Annotated in this window: 16 protein-coding genes and 1 tRNA gene; 8 read left to right on the top strand and 9 right to left on the bottom strand. The window is 55.0% G+C overall.

All coding sequences use genetic code 11. The features are described from left to right. Window positions 1-5: 5 nt before the first annotated feature. The 5 genes from chrA to QQG91_RS14320 all read right to left on the bottom strand — a co-directional run bounded on the left by chrA (window position 6) and on the right by QQG91_RS14320 (window position 5,068). Window positions 6-1,358, bottom strand: coding sequence for a chromate efflux transporter (chrA, locus tag QQG91_RS14340; protein WP_285770900.1), 1,353 nt, complete (start codon window positions 1,356-1,358; stop codon window positions 6-8). Window positions 1,359-1,462: 104 nt separating this feature from the next. Next, window positions 1,463-1,538, bottom strand: a tRNA-Thr gene (locus tag QQG91_RS14335). Window positions 1,539-1,581: 43 nt separating this feature from the next. Beyond that, window positions 1,582-3,030 carry a heme biosynthesis protein HemY gene (locus QQG91_RS14330; RefSeq protein ID WP_285770899.1) on the bottom strand — a complete coding sequence of 483 codons (1,449 nt, stop codon included), beginning with the start codon at window positions 3,028-3,030 and terminating at the stop codon, window positions 1,582-1,584. Window positions 3,031-3,041: 11 nt separating this feature from the next. Further along, on the bottom strand, window positions 3,042-4,289 hold the full coding sequence (locus tag QQG91_RS14325) for a COG4223 family protein (protein WP_285770898.1): 1,248 nt from the start codon (window positions 4,287-4,289) through the stop codon (window positions 3,042-3,044). Window positions 4,290-4,354: 65 nt separating this feature from the next. After that, window positions 4,355-5,068: a uroporphyrinogen-III synthase gene (locus QQG91_RS14320; RefSeq protein ID WP_285770897.1), complete on the bottom strand. Its 714-nt coding sequence runs from the start codon at window positions 5,066-5,068 to the stop codon at window positions 4,355-4,357. A gap of 86 nt (window positions 5,069-5,154) precedes the next feature. Between QQG91_RS14320 and tsaD the strand changes: the two genes are divergently transcribed. From tsaD to QQG91_RS14295, 5 genes are read left to right on the top strand one after another with little or no spacing between them, the layout of a single operon-like run. Next, the gene (gene tsaD / locus QQG91_RS14315) at window positions 5,155-6,249 is read left to right on the top strand and encodes a tRNA (adenosine(37)-N6)-threonylcarbamoyltransferase complex transferase subunit TsaD (RefSeq protein WP_285770896.1); all 1,095 of its coding nucleotides are present in this window, start codon (window positions 5,155-5,157) and stop codon (window positions 6,247-6,249) included. After that, on the top strand, window positions 6,246-7,205 hold the full coding sequence (locus QQG91_RS14310; RefSeq protein ID WP_285770895.1) for an NAD(P)H-dependent glycerol-3-phosphate dehydrogenase: 960 nt from the start codon (window positions 6,246-6,248) through the stop codon (window positions 7,203-7,205). Before tsaD ends, QQG91_RS14310 begins: the two co-directional genes overlap by 4 nt. A gap of 4 nt (window positions 7,206-7,209) precedes the next feature. Next, window positions 7,210-7,482, top strand: a complete 273-nt coding sequence (locus QQG91_RS14305; RefSeq protein WP_285770894.1) for a YciI family protein — start codon at window positions 7,210-7,212, stop codon at window positions 7,480-7,482. After that, on the top strand, window positions 7,482-7,901 hold the full coding sequence (locus QQG91_RS14300) for an EVE domain-containing protein (RefSeq protein WP_285770893.1): 420 nt from the start codon (window positions 7,482-7,484) through the stop codon (window positions 7,899-7,901). The genes QQG91_RS14305 and QQG91_RS14300 overlap by 1 nt, the downstream gene beginning before the upstream one ends. 40 nt (window positions 7,902-7,941) lie before the next feature. Continuing rightward, window positions 7,942-8,337, top strand: coding sequence for a DUF1761 domain-containing protein (locus tag QQG91_RS14295; protein WP_285770892.1), 396 nt, complete (start codon window positions 7,942-7,944; stop codon window positions 8,335-8,337). 178 nt (window positions 8,338-8,515) lie between these two features. On the opposite strand, the gene QQG91_RS14290 is transcribed toward QQG91_RS14295, so the two are convergent. Further along, the gene (locus QQG91_RS14290) at window positions 8,516-8,860 is read right to left on the bottom strand and encodes a DUF2853 family protein (protein ID WP_285770891.1); all 345 of its coding nucleotides are present in this window, start codon (window positions 8,858-8,860) and stop codon (window positions 8,516-8,518) included. 128 nt (window positions 8,861-8,988) lie between these two features. Beyond that, window positions 8,989-10,377, bottom strand: coding sequence for an adenosylhomocysteinase (ahcY, locus tag QQG91_RS14285; protein ID WP_285770890.1), 1,389 nt, complete (start codon window positions 10,375-10,377; stop codon window positions 8,989-8,991). A 107-nt stretch (window positions 10,378-10,484) separates the two neighbouring features. Here ahcY and QQG91_RS14280 point away from each other — a divergent pair, with 107 nt between their 5' ends. Further along, entirely contained in the window at window positions 10,485-11,075 is a 591-nt protein-coding gene (locus QQG91_RS14280) for an HD domain-containing protein (RefSeq protein WP_285770889.1), read from the top strand. Here QQG91_RS14280 and QQG91_RS14275 read toward each other — a convergent pair whose 3' ends face one another. Together QQG91_RS14275 and QQG91_RS14270 are read right to left on the bottom strand one after the other, a co-directional pair. Then, window positions 11,076-11,627, bottom strand: a complete 552-nt coding sequence (locus tag QQG91_RS14275) for an ActR/PrrA/RegA family redox response regulator transcription factor (protein WP_285770888.1) — start codon at window positions 11,625-11,627, stop codon at window positions 11,076-11,078. It abuts the gene before it with no gap. A gap of 55 nt (window positions 11,628-11,682) precedes the next feature. Continuing rightward, on the bottom strand, window positions 11,683-12,306 hold the full coding sequence (locus tag QQG91_RS14270; RefSeq protein WP_285770887.1) for an SCO family protein: 624 nt from the start codon (window positions 12,304-12,306) through the stop codon (window positions 11,683-11,685). A gap of 85 nt (window positions 12,307-12,391) precedes the next feature. On the opposite strand from QQG91_RS14270, the gene regB reads away from it, so the two are divergent. Both regB and QQG91_RS14260 read left to right on the top strand, forming a co-directional pair. Further along, window positions 12,392-13,774: a sensor histidine kinase RegB gene (gene regB, locus QQG91_RS14265; protein ID WP_285770886.1), complete on the top strand. Its 1,383-nt coding sequence runs from the start codon at window positions 12,392-12,394 to the stop codon at window positions 13,772-13,774. 60 nt (window positions 13,775-13,834) lie between these two features. Next, window positions 13,835-15,415 carry a PAS-domain containing protein gene (locus QQG91_RS14260; RefSeq protein WP_285770885.1) on the top strand — a complete coding sequence of 527 codons (1,581 nt, stop codon included), beginning with the start codon at window positions 13,835-13,837 and terminating at the stop codon, window positions 15,413-15,415. Window positions 15,416-15,444: the final 29 nt, after the last annotated feature.

Raw genomic sequence — 15,444 nt, 5'->3', positions numbered from 1 at the left:
TCTGATTAGACCATACCCGCGAAGACGAAAAGTATTCCGCCCAGCGCAGCGCCTCCGAGCACCACGGTCAAGCCGAGATTAAAGCGGAACACTGCAATCAAAGCAGCCGCAGACAAAAGAGCCGCGGGGGCGTTGAAACTTTGAAGCAGTGGAAGCTCAACGGTAATTGGGCCGAAACCCCAAGCGGTGACGTCTTCCCAAATCAGGTGCAGCGCAAACCATATCGCAAGATTAAGGATGACACCGACCACAGCCGCAGTCACTGCTGTAAGAGCTGCTGAAATTGCTACATTTTTGCGCAAGGTTTCCATGATCGGCGCCCCGAGAAAGATCCACGCAAAACAGGGTGCAAAGGTTACCAAGGTGGTAAGCAAACCGCCGACGGTTCCCGCCCAGAGAGGGGTGGCCCAACCTGCCTCGCGGAATGCCGCGAGAAAGCCCACGAATTGCAACACCATGATCAAGGGGCCGGGCGTTGTTTCAGCCATTCCGAGACCATCAAGCATTTCGACCGGAGCGAGCCATCCATAGATCCCGGCAGCATCCTGTGCGACCCAACCAAGCGCGGCATAAGCACCGCCAAAGGTCAAAACAGCGAGCTTGGAAAAGAACAGCGCGATATCGGCAAAGACAGATTGGGGCGCAAAAAACACGAGCAACGCGACCGGCACCAACCAAAGTCCCAATGCGCCTATGCCCGCGGCGATCAATCCGTTGACCGAATGCTTTTGATATCCACCCTCTTCGAGGAGCGTGTTTGTTTCACCGACTTGAGAAGCCGCTACCGCTCCGCCGCCACCTGACACAAACGAAGACAAGCCGAAGCGTGCACCACACCACCCTGTAAGAGCTGCGGATAGGACGATCACAGGAAATGGAACGCTCAGTAAGAAAATGGCTATGAAAGAAGCAACCGCAAGTGAACGCATAACAGCATTCTTCAAGGCGCGCTTTGCGAGCCGGATCACTGCCTGACTAACGATCGCAAGCACTGCAGCTTTTAACCCGAAGAACACCCCTTGGATCAGCTCGACATCTCCAAAGACGACATAGGCCCAACTTAGAGCCATGATCGCCAACATCCCCGGCGCGATAAACAAGAGCCCTGCGATCAGAGCGCCACGCACTCCGTGCATCAACCAGCCAATATAAGTCGCAAGCTGCTGTGCCTCGGGTCCGGGTAGGAGCATGCAAAAATTCAATGCATGTAGAAACCGCTCGTCTCCAAGCCAGCGTTTCTCTTCGACCAGAATCCGATGCATGACCGCAATCTGGCCCGCTGGTCCCCCAAACGAAAGAGCCGCAATCCGCGCCCAGACTTTGGTGGCTTCTCCAAGTGTCGGATAAGTCTCGCTCATTTTGAAACTCCCAAGGCGCGGCAACAGAGTTGGAGATCATTCCATTACAAGCGTATCTCGAAAATTCAGAGACACGAAAGAGCCTGAACACCGCTTTGGGGAAGTGGTGCCGCAGAAGGGACTCGAACCCCCGACCCCATCATTACGAATGACGTGCTCTACCAGCTGAGCTACTGCGGCTTCCGAAGCGGCTCTTAGCACCGCTCCGAATTGTGGAAAAGACCTATTTTTCCTGATCGGACAGAAGTGTGTCTCCTGCGACCACGATCTCGTCTTCCGAGCTGGCCATTTCAGGCGCTCCGACAATCAGAGGAAGCATCTCGGTGCTTGACGGGATTGCTGTTTCGCCCTGCGGGGGACGCTTCCATGACAGTGTATCGAAGGCCGAACAATGATCGCAAACGGGCTGCCATTCAGTATGGATGTGGTTGCACTTGTCACAAATCCACTGCGGGCCGCGAGAGGCGGTTACAGCCTTTGCAAGCCATGCCCGAACCACTTGATCGCTTGCGCCGCTTCCTCGTTCGATAGCAGCCATCAGAGAGAGGCTTCGTGTGGTCGGATCATCCTGTGCCAGCGAGCCAAGCTCGCGGCGGGCTTCGGGGAAATCCTCGGCCGCAACGTTGAGTTCAGCCAGAACAAGCTTGGTTTCGGGATTTTCGGGCGCGAGCTTGGCAAGAGTTTTGAAGCGCTTCAGACGCTCTTGCGGGGTCTCGTCGGGGGCGATTTCGGCAAAGACACGGGCAAGGTCCGGATGAGGCTGGGCTTTCCATGCTTTGGTGATCACCCGCGCAGCGTTCTTTGGATTTGCCGCCTCGATATAGGCGCGCGCCGCCATCACTGCCGCAGGAATAAGGTCGGGCGACAATTTGTTGGCCTCGATTGCAGCTTCGCGCGCAGCGATCGATGTCGTCTCATCGCCAATGACCTCCCTTGCTTCAGACAGTGCAAGGACCGCGTCTCGACGCTTGTGCACATCACGGGGAAGAGATCCAGACTTCAGCTTGGCACCGAGTGTGGAACGGGCTGCCGACCAGTCGCCTTTTTCAGCCTGGAGCTTGAGGAGAATATCCTGGGTTTCCTCGTGCTTGGGCTTGAGCTCAAAGGCCTTTTCCGCAAGCTTGAGCGCTTTTTCTTTGTCGCCTTCCGAAAGCTTTTGCTTCATGATCCCACGGATGCCGACAAAGCGCGTTTTATCGTCTTCCAGAAGCTTTTTATAAGTCGCTTCGGCCTTTGCCCGATCCCCGACCTGTTCGGCAGCTTGGGCGATCAAAAGGTTCGTCAGTTCAGGCCGCTGCAAATAGCGTTCGGCTTTTGCGGCTTTGGTCAGAGCAAGGTGACCTTCGCCAGAAGCGAGTGCCATAAGCCCATCGGAAAGGGCTTCGAAGCCTTTACGCTCGCGATTGCGGGTGAAATAGCGGGAAATGGCCGTTTCATCCCCGTTCAGGAACCGGAATAGTGCGGCAAGAAATGCAACCAGTTTGAAAACCACCCAAAGGCCGACGACCATGGCGAGAAGGGCGAAAACCACCTGTAGAGGCGAAAGAGTCGCTTTGATCCCCGCAAAGGTCAGCACAAGGCTGCCCTCCATATCCGAGACCATTACCGCGCCATAGGTGAGACCAGTGACGGCAGCAACAAAGGCCAAAATCTTAATCAGGGACCACAGCATCTAATCCGGCCTCACTTATCGTTCAAAGAAAAAGAAAGCTCTTCGACAGCAGCAATCACCGCGGAGCGAGCTTCGGCACGAGAGATCCAGTCGACCAATTCGGCGCGCGCGACTTCAGGGAGGCTTCGGACTTCGGCGAGAGCGTCCTTCAACCTTGCTTCGTTCAAAGCCGCTTGGGCGCGCGACAGGATCGCGTCGACAGAGGTGCCTTCTTGGGGCGTAACCGAGCGCACATCAAACTGGCTCCTCAGAAAAGCTCCGAATGCAGTGCGCTCCTCGCCATCGACACCCTCTGCGCGCGCTACAGCAAGCGCCTTGTCCGCAGCAAGATCGAATTCGGTAACGAGTGACGCTTGGGTTGCTATGCCATCAGCGGCGTTCTGCACAAGAACGGAAGGCACCGCATCGCCAAGCGCATCTGAAAACTCGGGGATGATTGCTTGATAGGGCGCGCCCGTTTCAATCACAGCCTGAACTTTGGCAAGAGCCAGTCGCAAGGTCACGGCGCGTGCGGTTTCTGCTGCGCTTTGCTCGAATTGGAGGGATTGGGCCTGTGCCGCTTCGAGCTGGTTCGAGGCTTGATCAACCATTTGGGCAAGTGATGTGCGCTGCGTATTTAGCTCGGCTCGAAGATCAACGATCTCTTTTTGGTATTCGGCAAGAGCAGCGGGCGACAAGGCGCCTGTGTCCGTCGGTGTATTCAAAGCCTGATCAAGTCTAGAGGACACTTCCTCGATCCGGCGCTCGAGGCCCGCAACTTGTTCCCCAAGGTCGGCCATATTGTCCGAGACGATCTTTGCTATCTCGGACTCAGATACGGCAGTCGGGAGCGCATCGACGCGGGCCACAAGAGATTGAAACTCTTCGACGGCTACAACAGGGGTCGCTTCTTGCTCGGAGCCGAGAAAATTCGGGTAGAAAACCGCAGCGCCAAACCCGATCGCGCCAGCGATGATACCTCCAAAGACCATCGGCACGATGGACGAATTAGGCTTTTCGGCTGTTGTGGCCGCCTGTGTCTGCGCAGCCGGCTCGTCTTGAGGTGCAGTTTCGTCGGTTTGCGCGGTCTCGACCTCGGGCTCTTCGTCAATGGGCTCGGGCGAAGCATCTTCTACCGGCGCGGCCTCGGCTTCGATCAGATCCGCCGATGGCGTTTCGATTGTCATATCTTTGATGGTTTCGCTCACGACCTCGTCGCTCTGCCCCTTTTTTCGGGACGAGGATCTGGGTTTCGAAGTAGAGGAGGTCGGCTTTGCCACAATAGATTCCTTGATACAAAGTCACTGACATTACGAATCCAACCTAGCCCCCTTGCTTGGGTTGCTCAAGCAATCGACGGACCCAAAAGCTCGAATAGGCGGTGACAGGTCGCCGCAACCATGGATTGGCCATCGGGTTTATCGACGACGCGAACGGTATCCGCGCCAAGATCCGCCACTTCAGAAGCGACGGCTTGGCTTATCGCGATGATATGAAGAGGCGCTCTTATTTCCTCGACGAGGCCAAAGATCAGCGCCGATCTTGGAGAAAAAAGTGGAACCAAGAGCGGTTGGTCGCCAAGCAGTGCGCTCAGTAGCGTTTCGGTGGGTGGGCATATCGCTTGGCGATAGGTCGTGACGCTTTCACACGGAAACCCCAGATTGGAAAGACGGTCCGCAACATTCCCACGAGTGTGTTCGCCGTGAACGTGCACCAGTGGAGTCGCAGGCTTCAAATCGGCAATAAAAGAGACGAGATCGTCCGCACTGCCATCCGCAGAAATCGACTGGAAGCCTGCTTCTTGGGCCGCTTCTGCTGTCTTTGCCCCAACGCAAAATGCCTTGGTCCCCCTGCTGAACCCGAGCCTCACCGCGCCGGAAACGGCATTGGCCGAAGTGAGCACGAGCGCTTTGTTGCGGCTTTCGATTTTGGCGGGAATCTGGACGATTTCAAGCAAAGGAGAAATGATCACCGAGAGATCGAGACCCATTTTTTCTTGGACCTGCAAGGAAAAGCGTCGCGACGCCTCGGTGGGGCGTGTGAGAACCAAGATTGCCATAGGCAGAGCACTCCTCAGATCACACCCATTGTTCGGGCGGTCTCGGAGTGTTACCTGCCTTTGCAAGAGGTGCAACCGGCGAAGATATGAAAAAGACATTCACCATCTTGGGAATCGAGAGCAGTTGCGATGACACTGCAGCGGCCGTGGTGTCGGGGACGCCCGAGCAAGCTGAAGTCTTAAGCTCTGTTGTATACGGGCAATTCGAACTCCATTCTGACTTTGGCGGCGTTGTTCCCGAGATTGCCGCCCGTGCCCACGCGGAGAAGATCGACATTTGTGTCGAAGAAGCCTTGGCCAACGCGGGTGTTACTCTATCGAATGTCGATGCAATTGCCGTTACGTCCGGTCCGGGGTTGATCGGTGGCGTCCTGAGCGGTGTCATGTGTGCAAAAGGCATTGCCGTTGCATCAAACAAGCCGCTTCTCAGTATCAATCACCTTGCGGGCCATGCACTCACCCCGCGTCTTACGGATGGGATCGCATTTCCCTATCTGATGCTTTTGGTTTCGGGTGGGCATTGTCAGTTCCTGATCGCACATAGTGAAGAACGGTTCGAGCGGATCGGCGGAACAATCGACGATGCTCCCGGAGAAGCCTTTGACAAAACGGCACGATTGCTCGGTCTTTCCCAACCTGGGGGACCGAATGTTGAAAAAGCCGCCAAAGAGGGTGATCCTAAGAGATTTCCCCTGCCTCGTCCGCTTTTGGACAGAGAAGGCTGTGATATGTCTTTTTCAGGCCTAAAGACCGCTCTCCTGCGCAGCAGGGATGCGGTCATCACCGAAAAAGAGGGTCTAACAAAGCAGGATCAAGCCGATCTTGCTGCCAGTTTCCAAGCAGCCATCCGCGACATTATCGTCGAAAAAACGCGCCGCGCCTTGGGCCGCTATCTCGAACTAGACCCCAAACTGCCATGCTTGGCCGTTGCTGGCGGAGTTGCTGCGAATATGGAAATTCGTGAAGCGCTGACATCTCTTTGCGAAAGCGTTGCGGTCCGTTTCATTGCGCCGCCGCTCAAGCTTTGCACCGACAATGCAGCCATGATCGCATACGCAGGTCTTGCAAAATTCGCGTCGGGTCAAACGGATGATCTGGGGTTTTCCGCCCGTCCGAGATGGCCTCTCGACGCCTCCGCACCCGCGCTGCTAGGCTCGGGCAAAAAGGGGGCAAAGGCATGACGATTTCGATCTTGGGCGCAGGTGCCTTCGGAAGCGCACTAGCGGTTTCACTTTCCTCCAAGACCAAGGTGATACTCTGGGCGCGTGACGACGCAATGATCACAAAAGCCCAAGTGGATCGCGCGGTTCCACGACTGGCGGGAGTTGAATTGCCTGAAACGATCGCTCTGACGAGCGATCTTGATATCGCGCTGTCGGCCGACACCATTCTGGTTGCCATTCCCGCACAGAAAATTCGGGATTTCGTGGTCCAAAATGCCTCGAAGCTTGGAGGAAAAACGATCGTCTCCTGCTCGAAAGGGATTGATCTCGACACGCTGAACGGCCCTGCGCTGGGGATTGCCAAAGTGTTGCCCGAGGCGACTGTTGCGTGTCTTACTGGGCCGAGTTTCGCCGCCGACATCGCACGGGGACTTCCGACCGCGCTGACACTTGCTTGCCCATCCGAAGATCGAGGTATAGAGCTTCAACAGATCCTAACAACGCCCAATATCAGACTATATCGTACGAATGACCTGCTCGGCGCTGAGCTGGGTGGCGCGCTCAAAAACGTGATGGCGATTGCTTGCGGTGCTTGTATCGGCAAAGGATTTGGCGACAGCGCTCGCGCCGCATTGATGACGCGCGGCTTTGCAGAGATGCAGCGGCTTGCAGCCCATCTTGGTGCTCGCGCAGAAACTCTCGCAGGACTTTCGGGCCTCGGCGACCTTGCTTTGACTTGCACGTCGGATCTTTCACGGAATTATCGCTTCGGGCTCGCCCTCGGCAAAGGCGAGAGTTTTGATGGTAATACGACCGTCGAAGGCGCAGCTACCGCTTTGGCTGTTGCAAAACTTGCCAAGCGCGATGGTCTTGACCTTCCGATCAGTCAAGCCGTCGCCTCGCTTGTTGCGGGTGAAATGAATGTGAACGATGTTCTGAAATCCCTTTTGGCCAGACCACTCAAGGAGGAATAACCCCATGCGTTTTGCCGTCATCACCAAAGACAAACCAGGTGCGCTTCAACTTCGGCTCGATACGCGCGACGCCCACGTCGCCTATCTCAAAAGCTCCGGAGTTGTAGAAATGGCAGGTCCCTTTCTGAATGAAGCAGAAGAAATGTGCGGCTCGCTTGTCATCATCGAGGTAGAAGACCTTACCGCGGCTCAGGCCTGGGCCGCAAACGACCCTTATGCCAAAGCAGGTTTGTTCGCGGAAACGCGCATTCAGGCGTGGAAAAAGGTTATCGGCTGATGGCATTTTGGCTGTTCAAATCAGAGCCCGATGCCTGGAGTTGGGACCAACAGGTTGCCAAAGGTGACGCGGGCGAAGAATGGACAGGGGTTCGCAACTATCAGGCCCGCAACAACATGCGGGCCATGGCACTCGGGGATCGCGGGTTTTTCTATCATTCGCGCACAGGGCTCGAAATTGTCGGCATCGTCGAGGTCTGCAAAACAGCACATCCCGATAGTTCAACCGATGACCCAAGATGGGAGTGCGTCGACATCAAAGCCGTGAAACCGATGGCTAAACCCATTTCAATGGCCATGATCAAACAGGACCCGCGTCTTGCTGATATGGTTTTGGTGAAGAACTCGCGTCTTTCGGTGCAACCTGTCACCCAAGAAGAATGGGATTTGATCTGTAAATTGGGCGAGACGCAGCCCTGAATTTATGCTCATCTTCCGCCATAAAAAACGGGAGGTCATTTTGGAACTACTCAATATTCTAGCTGCCGGGGCAGTTGCTTGGATATACGGCGCAATCCATTACATGGTGCTGTCCAAGCCCTGGCTTGCAGCAAACAAGATCGAATGCGACGAAAACGGACGCCCCAAAGGGAACAACAGCCCCCTGCCCTTTGTGCTGTCTGCGATTGCGATGATCGTGGTTGCAGGAATGATGCGCCATATGTTTGCGATGTCCGGCATCACTTCGATCGGTGGAGGTGCGATTGCCGGCTTCGGGGTTGGGGCGTTCTTCATTACGCCGTGGACAATCATCAACAATGCCTATCCGGGGCGGCCGTTCGTGCTCTCGGCCATCGACGGTGGCTATGCGATCATCGGGTGCACATTGATCGGGATCGTTTTGAACCTTTTCTAACGCAAAGAAGGGTTCAGGCCATAGTGCCCGAACCCTTCTTCTCACCCCGCGTGCTCCCTAGCACCACACGCGTTTGAAAATCATTGGTCGGGCCATCCTGGCCGTAGGATCTGGATATAAGAAAACGGGCTATTTTGCAAAGAAATAGCCCGTTCAATTTGAGTGAAATCCAGCGTTTTTACTTGGAAAAAACCGCTTCTTTTCCAAAATGCTTGGTCAGCATGTAATAGACGACGGCGCGATATTTGTTTCGCTCGGAACGTCCATAGGTCTCGAGAACCGAGTTGATCGCTTCCATAAGCTGTGGACCATCTGCAAGACCGAGTTTCTTGATCAGAAAGTTCTTTTTTACAGTCTCGAGCTCTGACTCTTGCGAGCCGGCAACCGTGCAGGCGTCCGCATCATATATAGAAGGTCCGCAACCGATCGTGACTTTGGTCAGAAGATCCATATCGGGCGTCATCCCGCATTTGTTCTTTAGATCATCGGCATATTTGGCGATAAGATCGTCTCTTTTTCCCATTGGTCTCTCCGCAATCAATCCCACACGGCGCTTGCCGCTGGTGCAAGCCTAACAACTCGCACATTGCGTGCAAACAAAAAAGCCGCGCCTACCCAAGGGTAAACGCGGCTCTTTGAAACTTTATTGCCTCAATACCGATAGTGTTCGGGCTTGAAGGGACCTTCGATGGTGACACCGATGTAGTCGGCCTGCTCTTTGCGCAGCTGGGTGAGCTTCACGCCGATGCGGTCGAGGTGGAGACGCGCGACCTTTTCGTCGAGGTGCTTGGGCAGGATATAGACGCCGGGGGCGTAGTCCTCGCCTTTGGTCCAAAGCTCGATCTGTGCAAGCACCTGGTTGGTGAAAGAGGCCGACATCACGAACGAGGGGTGGCCCGTGGCGTTGCCGAGGTTCAGCAGACGACCCTCGGACAGAAGGATGATACGGCTGCCCGAGGGCATTTCGATCATATCCACCTGATCCTTGATGTTGGTCCACTTGTGGTTCCGAAGAGCCGCGACCTGGATCTCGTTGTCGAAGTGGCCGATGTTGCCGACAATCGCCATATCCTTCATCTCGCGCATGTGCTCGATGCGGATGACGTCACGGTTGCCCGTGGTGGTGATGAAGATGTCAGCGCTCGCGACCACGTCTTCGAGAACGACAACCTCGAAACCGTCCATCGCCGCCTGAAGCGCGCAGATCGGATCGACTTCGGTTACCTTGACGCGTGCGCCTGCGCCGCGTAGCGAAGCGGCAGAGCCTTTGCCCACGTCGCCGTAACCGCAAACGACGGCAACCTTGCCCGCCATCATCGTGTCGGTGGCGCGGCGGATGCCGTCGACGAGCGATTCTTTACAGCCGTATTTGTTATCGAACTTGGACTTGGTGACCGAGTCGTTGACGTTGATCGCAGGGAAAGGGAGCTGGCCCTTCTTGTGCAGATCATAGAGGCGATGCACGCCAGTGGTGGTTTCCTCCGAGACGCCCTTGATGGCCTCTTTGGTCTTGGTGAACCAGCCGGGGCTGGCTTTCATGCGCTTGTAGATCTGCGCCTTGATGACTTCTTCTTCTTCGGACTGGGGCACGGGAATGATGTCCTCGCCTGCCTCGGCGCGGGCGCCCAGCAGAACATAGAGCGTCGCATCACCGCCATCGTCGAGGATCATATTCGCGCCTTCGGGGAACATGAAGGATTTGTCGAGATAATCCCAATGCTCGGTCAGCGTCTGGCCCTTGACCGCAAAGACGGGAATACCGGCTTCGGCAATCGCGGCGGCGGCGTGATCCTGGGTCGAGAAGATGTTGCACGAAGCCCAGCGCACATCCGCACCCAAAGCCACCAGCGTCTCGATCAAAACGGCCGTCTGGATCGTCATGTGGAGCGAGCCCACAATGCGCGCACCCTTCAGAGGCTTGCTCTCCCCGAACTCGGCACGGCACGCCATAAGCCCGGGCATTTCCGTTTCTGCAATGTCCAATTCCTTGCGACCAAAACCCGCAAGCGTGATGTCTTTGACGATGTAGTCCTTCGGCATGCGCCGCACTCCTTATTTCGAATTTAAAGGGCAGATAGCACTCGGACCCTCTCTCGACAACATTAACGGCAGATCTTAGGATTATCGGCAAAAATCGGGGGCAGAAAATGAAGCAACCAAGAGCATGGCAACGAATGCTGTCAGGTCGAAGGTTAGACCTATTGGATCCGACCCCGATGGATATCGAGATCGAGGATATCGCACACGGTCTTGCCTTTGTCGCGCGCTGGAATGGTCAGACCTTTGGGGACTTTCCCTATTCCGTGGCCGAACATTCGCTTCTTGTCGAAGAGATATTCACGCAGCAAAACGGCGGCGTTCCCGCGCGCTGGAGACTTGCCGCGCTTCTCCATGATGCGCCCGAATATGTGATTGGCGACATGATCTCGCCGGTGAAGGCAGCGGTCGGCGAGGGATATTCCAAGCTTGACGACCGATTGGTCGCAGCGATCCACATCCGCTTCGGCCTCCCAGCCCACATTCCGGCCACCATCAAGAAAAAGATCAAAGACGCCGATAAGATTAGTGCCTGGTTGGAAGCGACCCAAATTGCCGGATTCTCGGTCGAAGAAGCCAATAAGCTGTTCGGGAAAATCGAGCCTAATTTGGCCAAATCCATGAAGATCAGGCTCCGCCCCCCTGCTCAAGTGAGGGCGGAATTCACCGAAAGACACAAAGCCCTTATCTCGATGCTCTAGTTACTTGGGGCTGCGCTTGGCGAGAATGCGTTGCAAGGTGCGACGATGCATGTTCAAGCGGCGCGCCGTCTCGGATACGTTTCGATCACAAAGCTCGTAGACCCGCTGAATATGCTCCCAGCGCACGCGATCCGCGCTCATGGGATTTTCAGGAGGAGGAGGAAGCTCGTCACCGCGTGAAAGCAGAGCATTGATCACGTCATTTGCGTCGGCGGGCTTGGAGAGATAGTCGGTCGCACCGATTTTGACCGCAGCGACAGCCGTCGCGATGGCGCCATAGCCTGTCAGGACAACGATCCGACTGTCAGGGCGTTTGTCACGGATGGTTTCAACCACATCCAATCCGTTCCCGTCTTCTAGTCGAAGATCAACCACGGCATAGGCAGGCGGTCTTGCGGTGGAAATAGCCTTACCTGCCGCCACGGAACCCGCGAGTTCAACCTCGAATCCACGCTTTTCCATCGCCTTACCGAGACGGCGAAGAAAAGCTTCATCATCATCAACAAGAAGTAGGGACTTATCTTCGCCCAAATCGAGTTCATCTGAGGTCATTCGGCTTTTCCCAATCTATCCATTTTTCAACAGGTATAGCCCTCATCCCCTCAGGTCAATTCGAACTGGTCTGATCTATGAGGCAAGCAACGCGATCAGCGACCGCCTCGGCAGTGTCGTCCCGACGGAAAAAGTCGATGACACCGAGGCCGGGAATATTGAAATAAGCCATCGTCGAGTGGTCAACGAGATAGTAGTCAGGATCGCCGTCCTGTTTTTTGTAGTAGGTCTTATAGGCCTTGGATGCGGCGGCCACCTGTTCGGGGCTTCCTGTAAGGCCGATCATATTCGCATCGAAATTCGCCGCAAACTCGCCAACGACTTTCGGTGTGTCCCGTTCAGGATCAATCGAAATAAAAATTGGGGTGACGTCATACCCTCGTTCTGCAAGGAGCGCCGTGGCGTCGACGTTGCGCAAATTATCTAGCGGGCAAACGTCGGGGCAGAACGTATAGCCGAAATAGAGGATCGAAGGTCCCGTTATGACGTCCTGATCTGTGACGACGGCTCCGTTCTTGTCCAAAAGCTCGAACGGGCCACCGATTGCGCCACCTGCAACCTGAGCCGCCCCGCATTGAGCATACTCGGGATCCGGCCTGAAAATCGTAATGGCAAGCACCCCCGCAGTTACGCAGAGGGCGACGGTAGCGGTTGCCGTAACAGCTATCATTGATCGCATGGTTGGCTCCTGTTCGACTGACGGATTGATCCCGTAGCATGTGGCAAATAACAATAGAAACGTTGCATATACAACAGGAGCGGCCATGAGCCCGACCGAACCAGACGTTCTCGAACACCGCGAAAGGTCCAATTGGGTCAGGCTGCACACCCTCGTGGTACTGCGTTGGATTGCGATTGTAGGTCAAAGCCTTGCAATTCTGACAGCAGTTCAGGTCTATGACTTCCAGTTCGAGGTGGGAATGACCGCTATGGCGGTCGGCGCATCAATCGTTGCGAACCTGTTTTCAACTTTTCTTTACCCAGAGAACAAACGGCTCTCGGAGCGAGAGGCCTTTCTCATGTTGCTCTTCGATTTATTGCAACTTGGTCTTTTGCTTTATCTCACAGGCGGGTTGAACAATCCCTTTGCACTTCTTGTACTCGCTCCCGTAACGATATCGGCAACTTTCCTCAGGCTGAACTCCACCGTAATCATCGGCATCGTTGCGATTATTATCGTAACGACGCTTGCGCGGTTCCACCTTCCTCTTTCGAGTTCGTTCGGCACGACACTCGAGCTGCCAAAGCTGTTTTTGTTCGGCTTCTGGCTCTCATTGATGACAGGCATCATCTTTCTTGGCCTTTATGCGCGGCAAATCACCGCTGAAATGCACAACATGAGCGATGCACTCTTTGCCACACAAATGGCGCTCGCCCGAGAGCAAAAGCTCACGGATTTGGGCGGGGTTGTCGCGGCCGCAGCGCACGAGTTGGGGACACCGCTCGCGACGATCAAACTTGTGAGCAGCGAGCTACTTGACGAAGTAGAAGACAACGAAGCGCTCCGTGAGGATGTACTTCTCATCAAAGAACAGGCAGACAGATGCCGCGACATTCTGCGTTCGATGGGTCGGGCAGGTAAAGACGATCTTCATATTCGCCGTGTGCCGATCGAAGCATTGGTGAAAGAAGCTGCAGAGCCGCACATGTCACGCGGAAAACTTATCGAGTTCTCTGTGTCACCCGAAACCGATCACCCCAAGCACCAACCTGTAGTCGAGAGACGGCCCGAGGTCCTCCATGGGCTTCGAAACCTGATCCAGAACGCTGTCGATTTTGCCGAATCTAAGGTGGAAGTGGAAATGGATTGGAACGAAACCATCATCACTTTGCGGATTGCCGACAACGGTTCAGGTTTTCCCGCCTCAGTGATCGGCCGCATCGGTAACCCCTTCATGAGCAGACGTCGGCAGAGCGAAGATCGAAAGATGCGTCCCGGTTATGAGGGGATGGGGCTGGGGCTTTTTATCGCCAAAACCTTGTTGGAGAGATCCGGGGCAAGGCTTTCTTTCTCGAACGGTGGTGGTTTTGCTATGGGCGAGGCGACAGGCGGAGCCATCGTTACAGTGGAATGGCCACGAGACAGACTTGATCCGCCCGGTAACAGATACGACGCGCTTGGAGAAAACCAACCGTTCCAAGTTTAACCTTGGATTAACCGACTCTCTCGAAACTTTGGTTTCGCAACAACAGAGTTGGTTACTCCCGTGTCACAAACTTTTGAGTTCTGGATTTACCTGGGCGTCACCTTCGGCGCAATTACGCTCACGGGCGCTTTTTTGGGTCTCTTCTTTTCGGAAAAGGTCGTCTCTCGACGCATCTTGATGAAAGAAGCAGAGCAATCTGTCACCTTCATCTTTGACAACGAAAATCTTGTCGACGCTTCGGCAAGGGCCAAAGCTATGTTTACGCGGCATCTGAACAAGAAAGACACGGACTTCGAGTGTTTCTTAAGGCTGTTTTCACCGACCTTTCCAAGATTACGCACGTCGCTCGAAACTTTGGCCGAAGAGCGCACCAAGGTCATACAGTCCCCGCTGCATCCCGACACAATTCTGATTGCAGAGTATTGGAACGGGGTCGCACGCCTCACATACTCTAGCGGGCCGGTTCAAGACCATACCCACACGCATGAGCCGCTAGAACTTGAAGCGATTGAGGCTGAAATTCACGCGTTGCGTGCAATCGCGGAGACGTCCCCGCAACCGATCTGGGAAGAAGAGGACGGAGTAATCACTTGGGCAAACGCCGCCTACTTGCGGCTTGCCAACGATCTCGGTCATCCGAAACATGCCTGGCCGCCGATCCGTATTTTCAACGAGCTTACTGTTCCATCACCTGTCGAGCCCAATATTCGCGAGCGGGTAGCAGCCTACAAAGTCGAGTCCACCACATGTCGCTGGTTCGACGTGACAAGTGCGATGCGCGAAGATCGCTGTATGCGCTTTGCAACGGATATCGATCCGCTTGTTCAGGCCGAACAAAGTCAAAAGAACTTTGTTCATACTCTTTCCAGAATTTTTGCCGAACTTTCTGTCGGTCTCGCCGTCTTCGACAAGAACAGGCAACTCATGATTTTCAACCCCGCACTTTCGGATCTAACGGGGCTTTCCTTCAACTTTCTGTCATCGCAGCCGGATATTCAGGCGCTCCTTGATAGGCTTCGCGAAAACAGGATCTTCCCGGAGCCGCGGAACTATCGATCCTGGCGCGAGACGGTTTCGCATCTTGAGACATCGGCGATCGATGGAACCTACTGCGAGAATTGGGATTTGCCAGATGGACGGATATTTCGGGTCACTGGGCGTCCACACCCAAACGGTGCTATCGCCTTCATCTGGGAGGACGTCAGCTCTGAAATCGCTTCAAGCCGCAAATTCCGCGAGAAAATCGAAACAGCGCAAACGGTCTTGGACCAGCTCCCCGAAGCAGTTGCAGTCTTTGATCAATCGGGGGAGCTCAACCTGACAAATGCGGCTTATCGCCGTTTGTGGTATGGCGAGCCGGACTATTTTGTCGATCACGAGAGCGTCTTTGAAAGCGTTCGTCATTGGCAAAGCAAATGCGACGAAAATCCCCACTGGAATCTTATCCGCGATGCTATTTTCCAGACGAGTGCGACCAAAATCGAACCGGTGCAAATCAGGCTTCAAGCCGGTCGGCGATTGGAGTGCCGCATAACTCTACTCAAGAACGGGAAATCCATGGTCAAATTCCGGAGCAAGTTGCAAGATGCGCCGCGGCCTGACTGGATCGAACCTTCGCCGTCGCAACACCTTCGCGCGTGATCTGGACTTGCGGCGACAGTCCCATGCAA

It is taken from the genome of Marivivens sp. LCG002 (genome assembly GCF_030264275.1).
Lineage (GTDB): Bacteria > Pseudomonadota > Alphaproteobacteria > Rhodobacterales > Rhodobacteraceae > Marivivens.
Note: the sequence above shows the minus strand (reverse complement) of the source record. Positions and strands in the feature narration are given on the sequence as shown.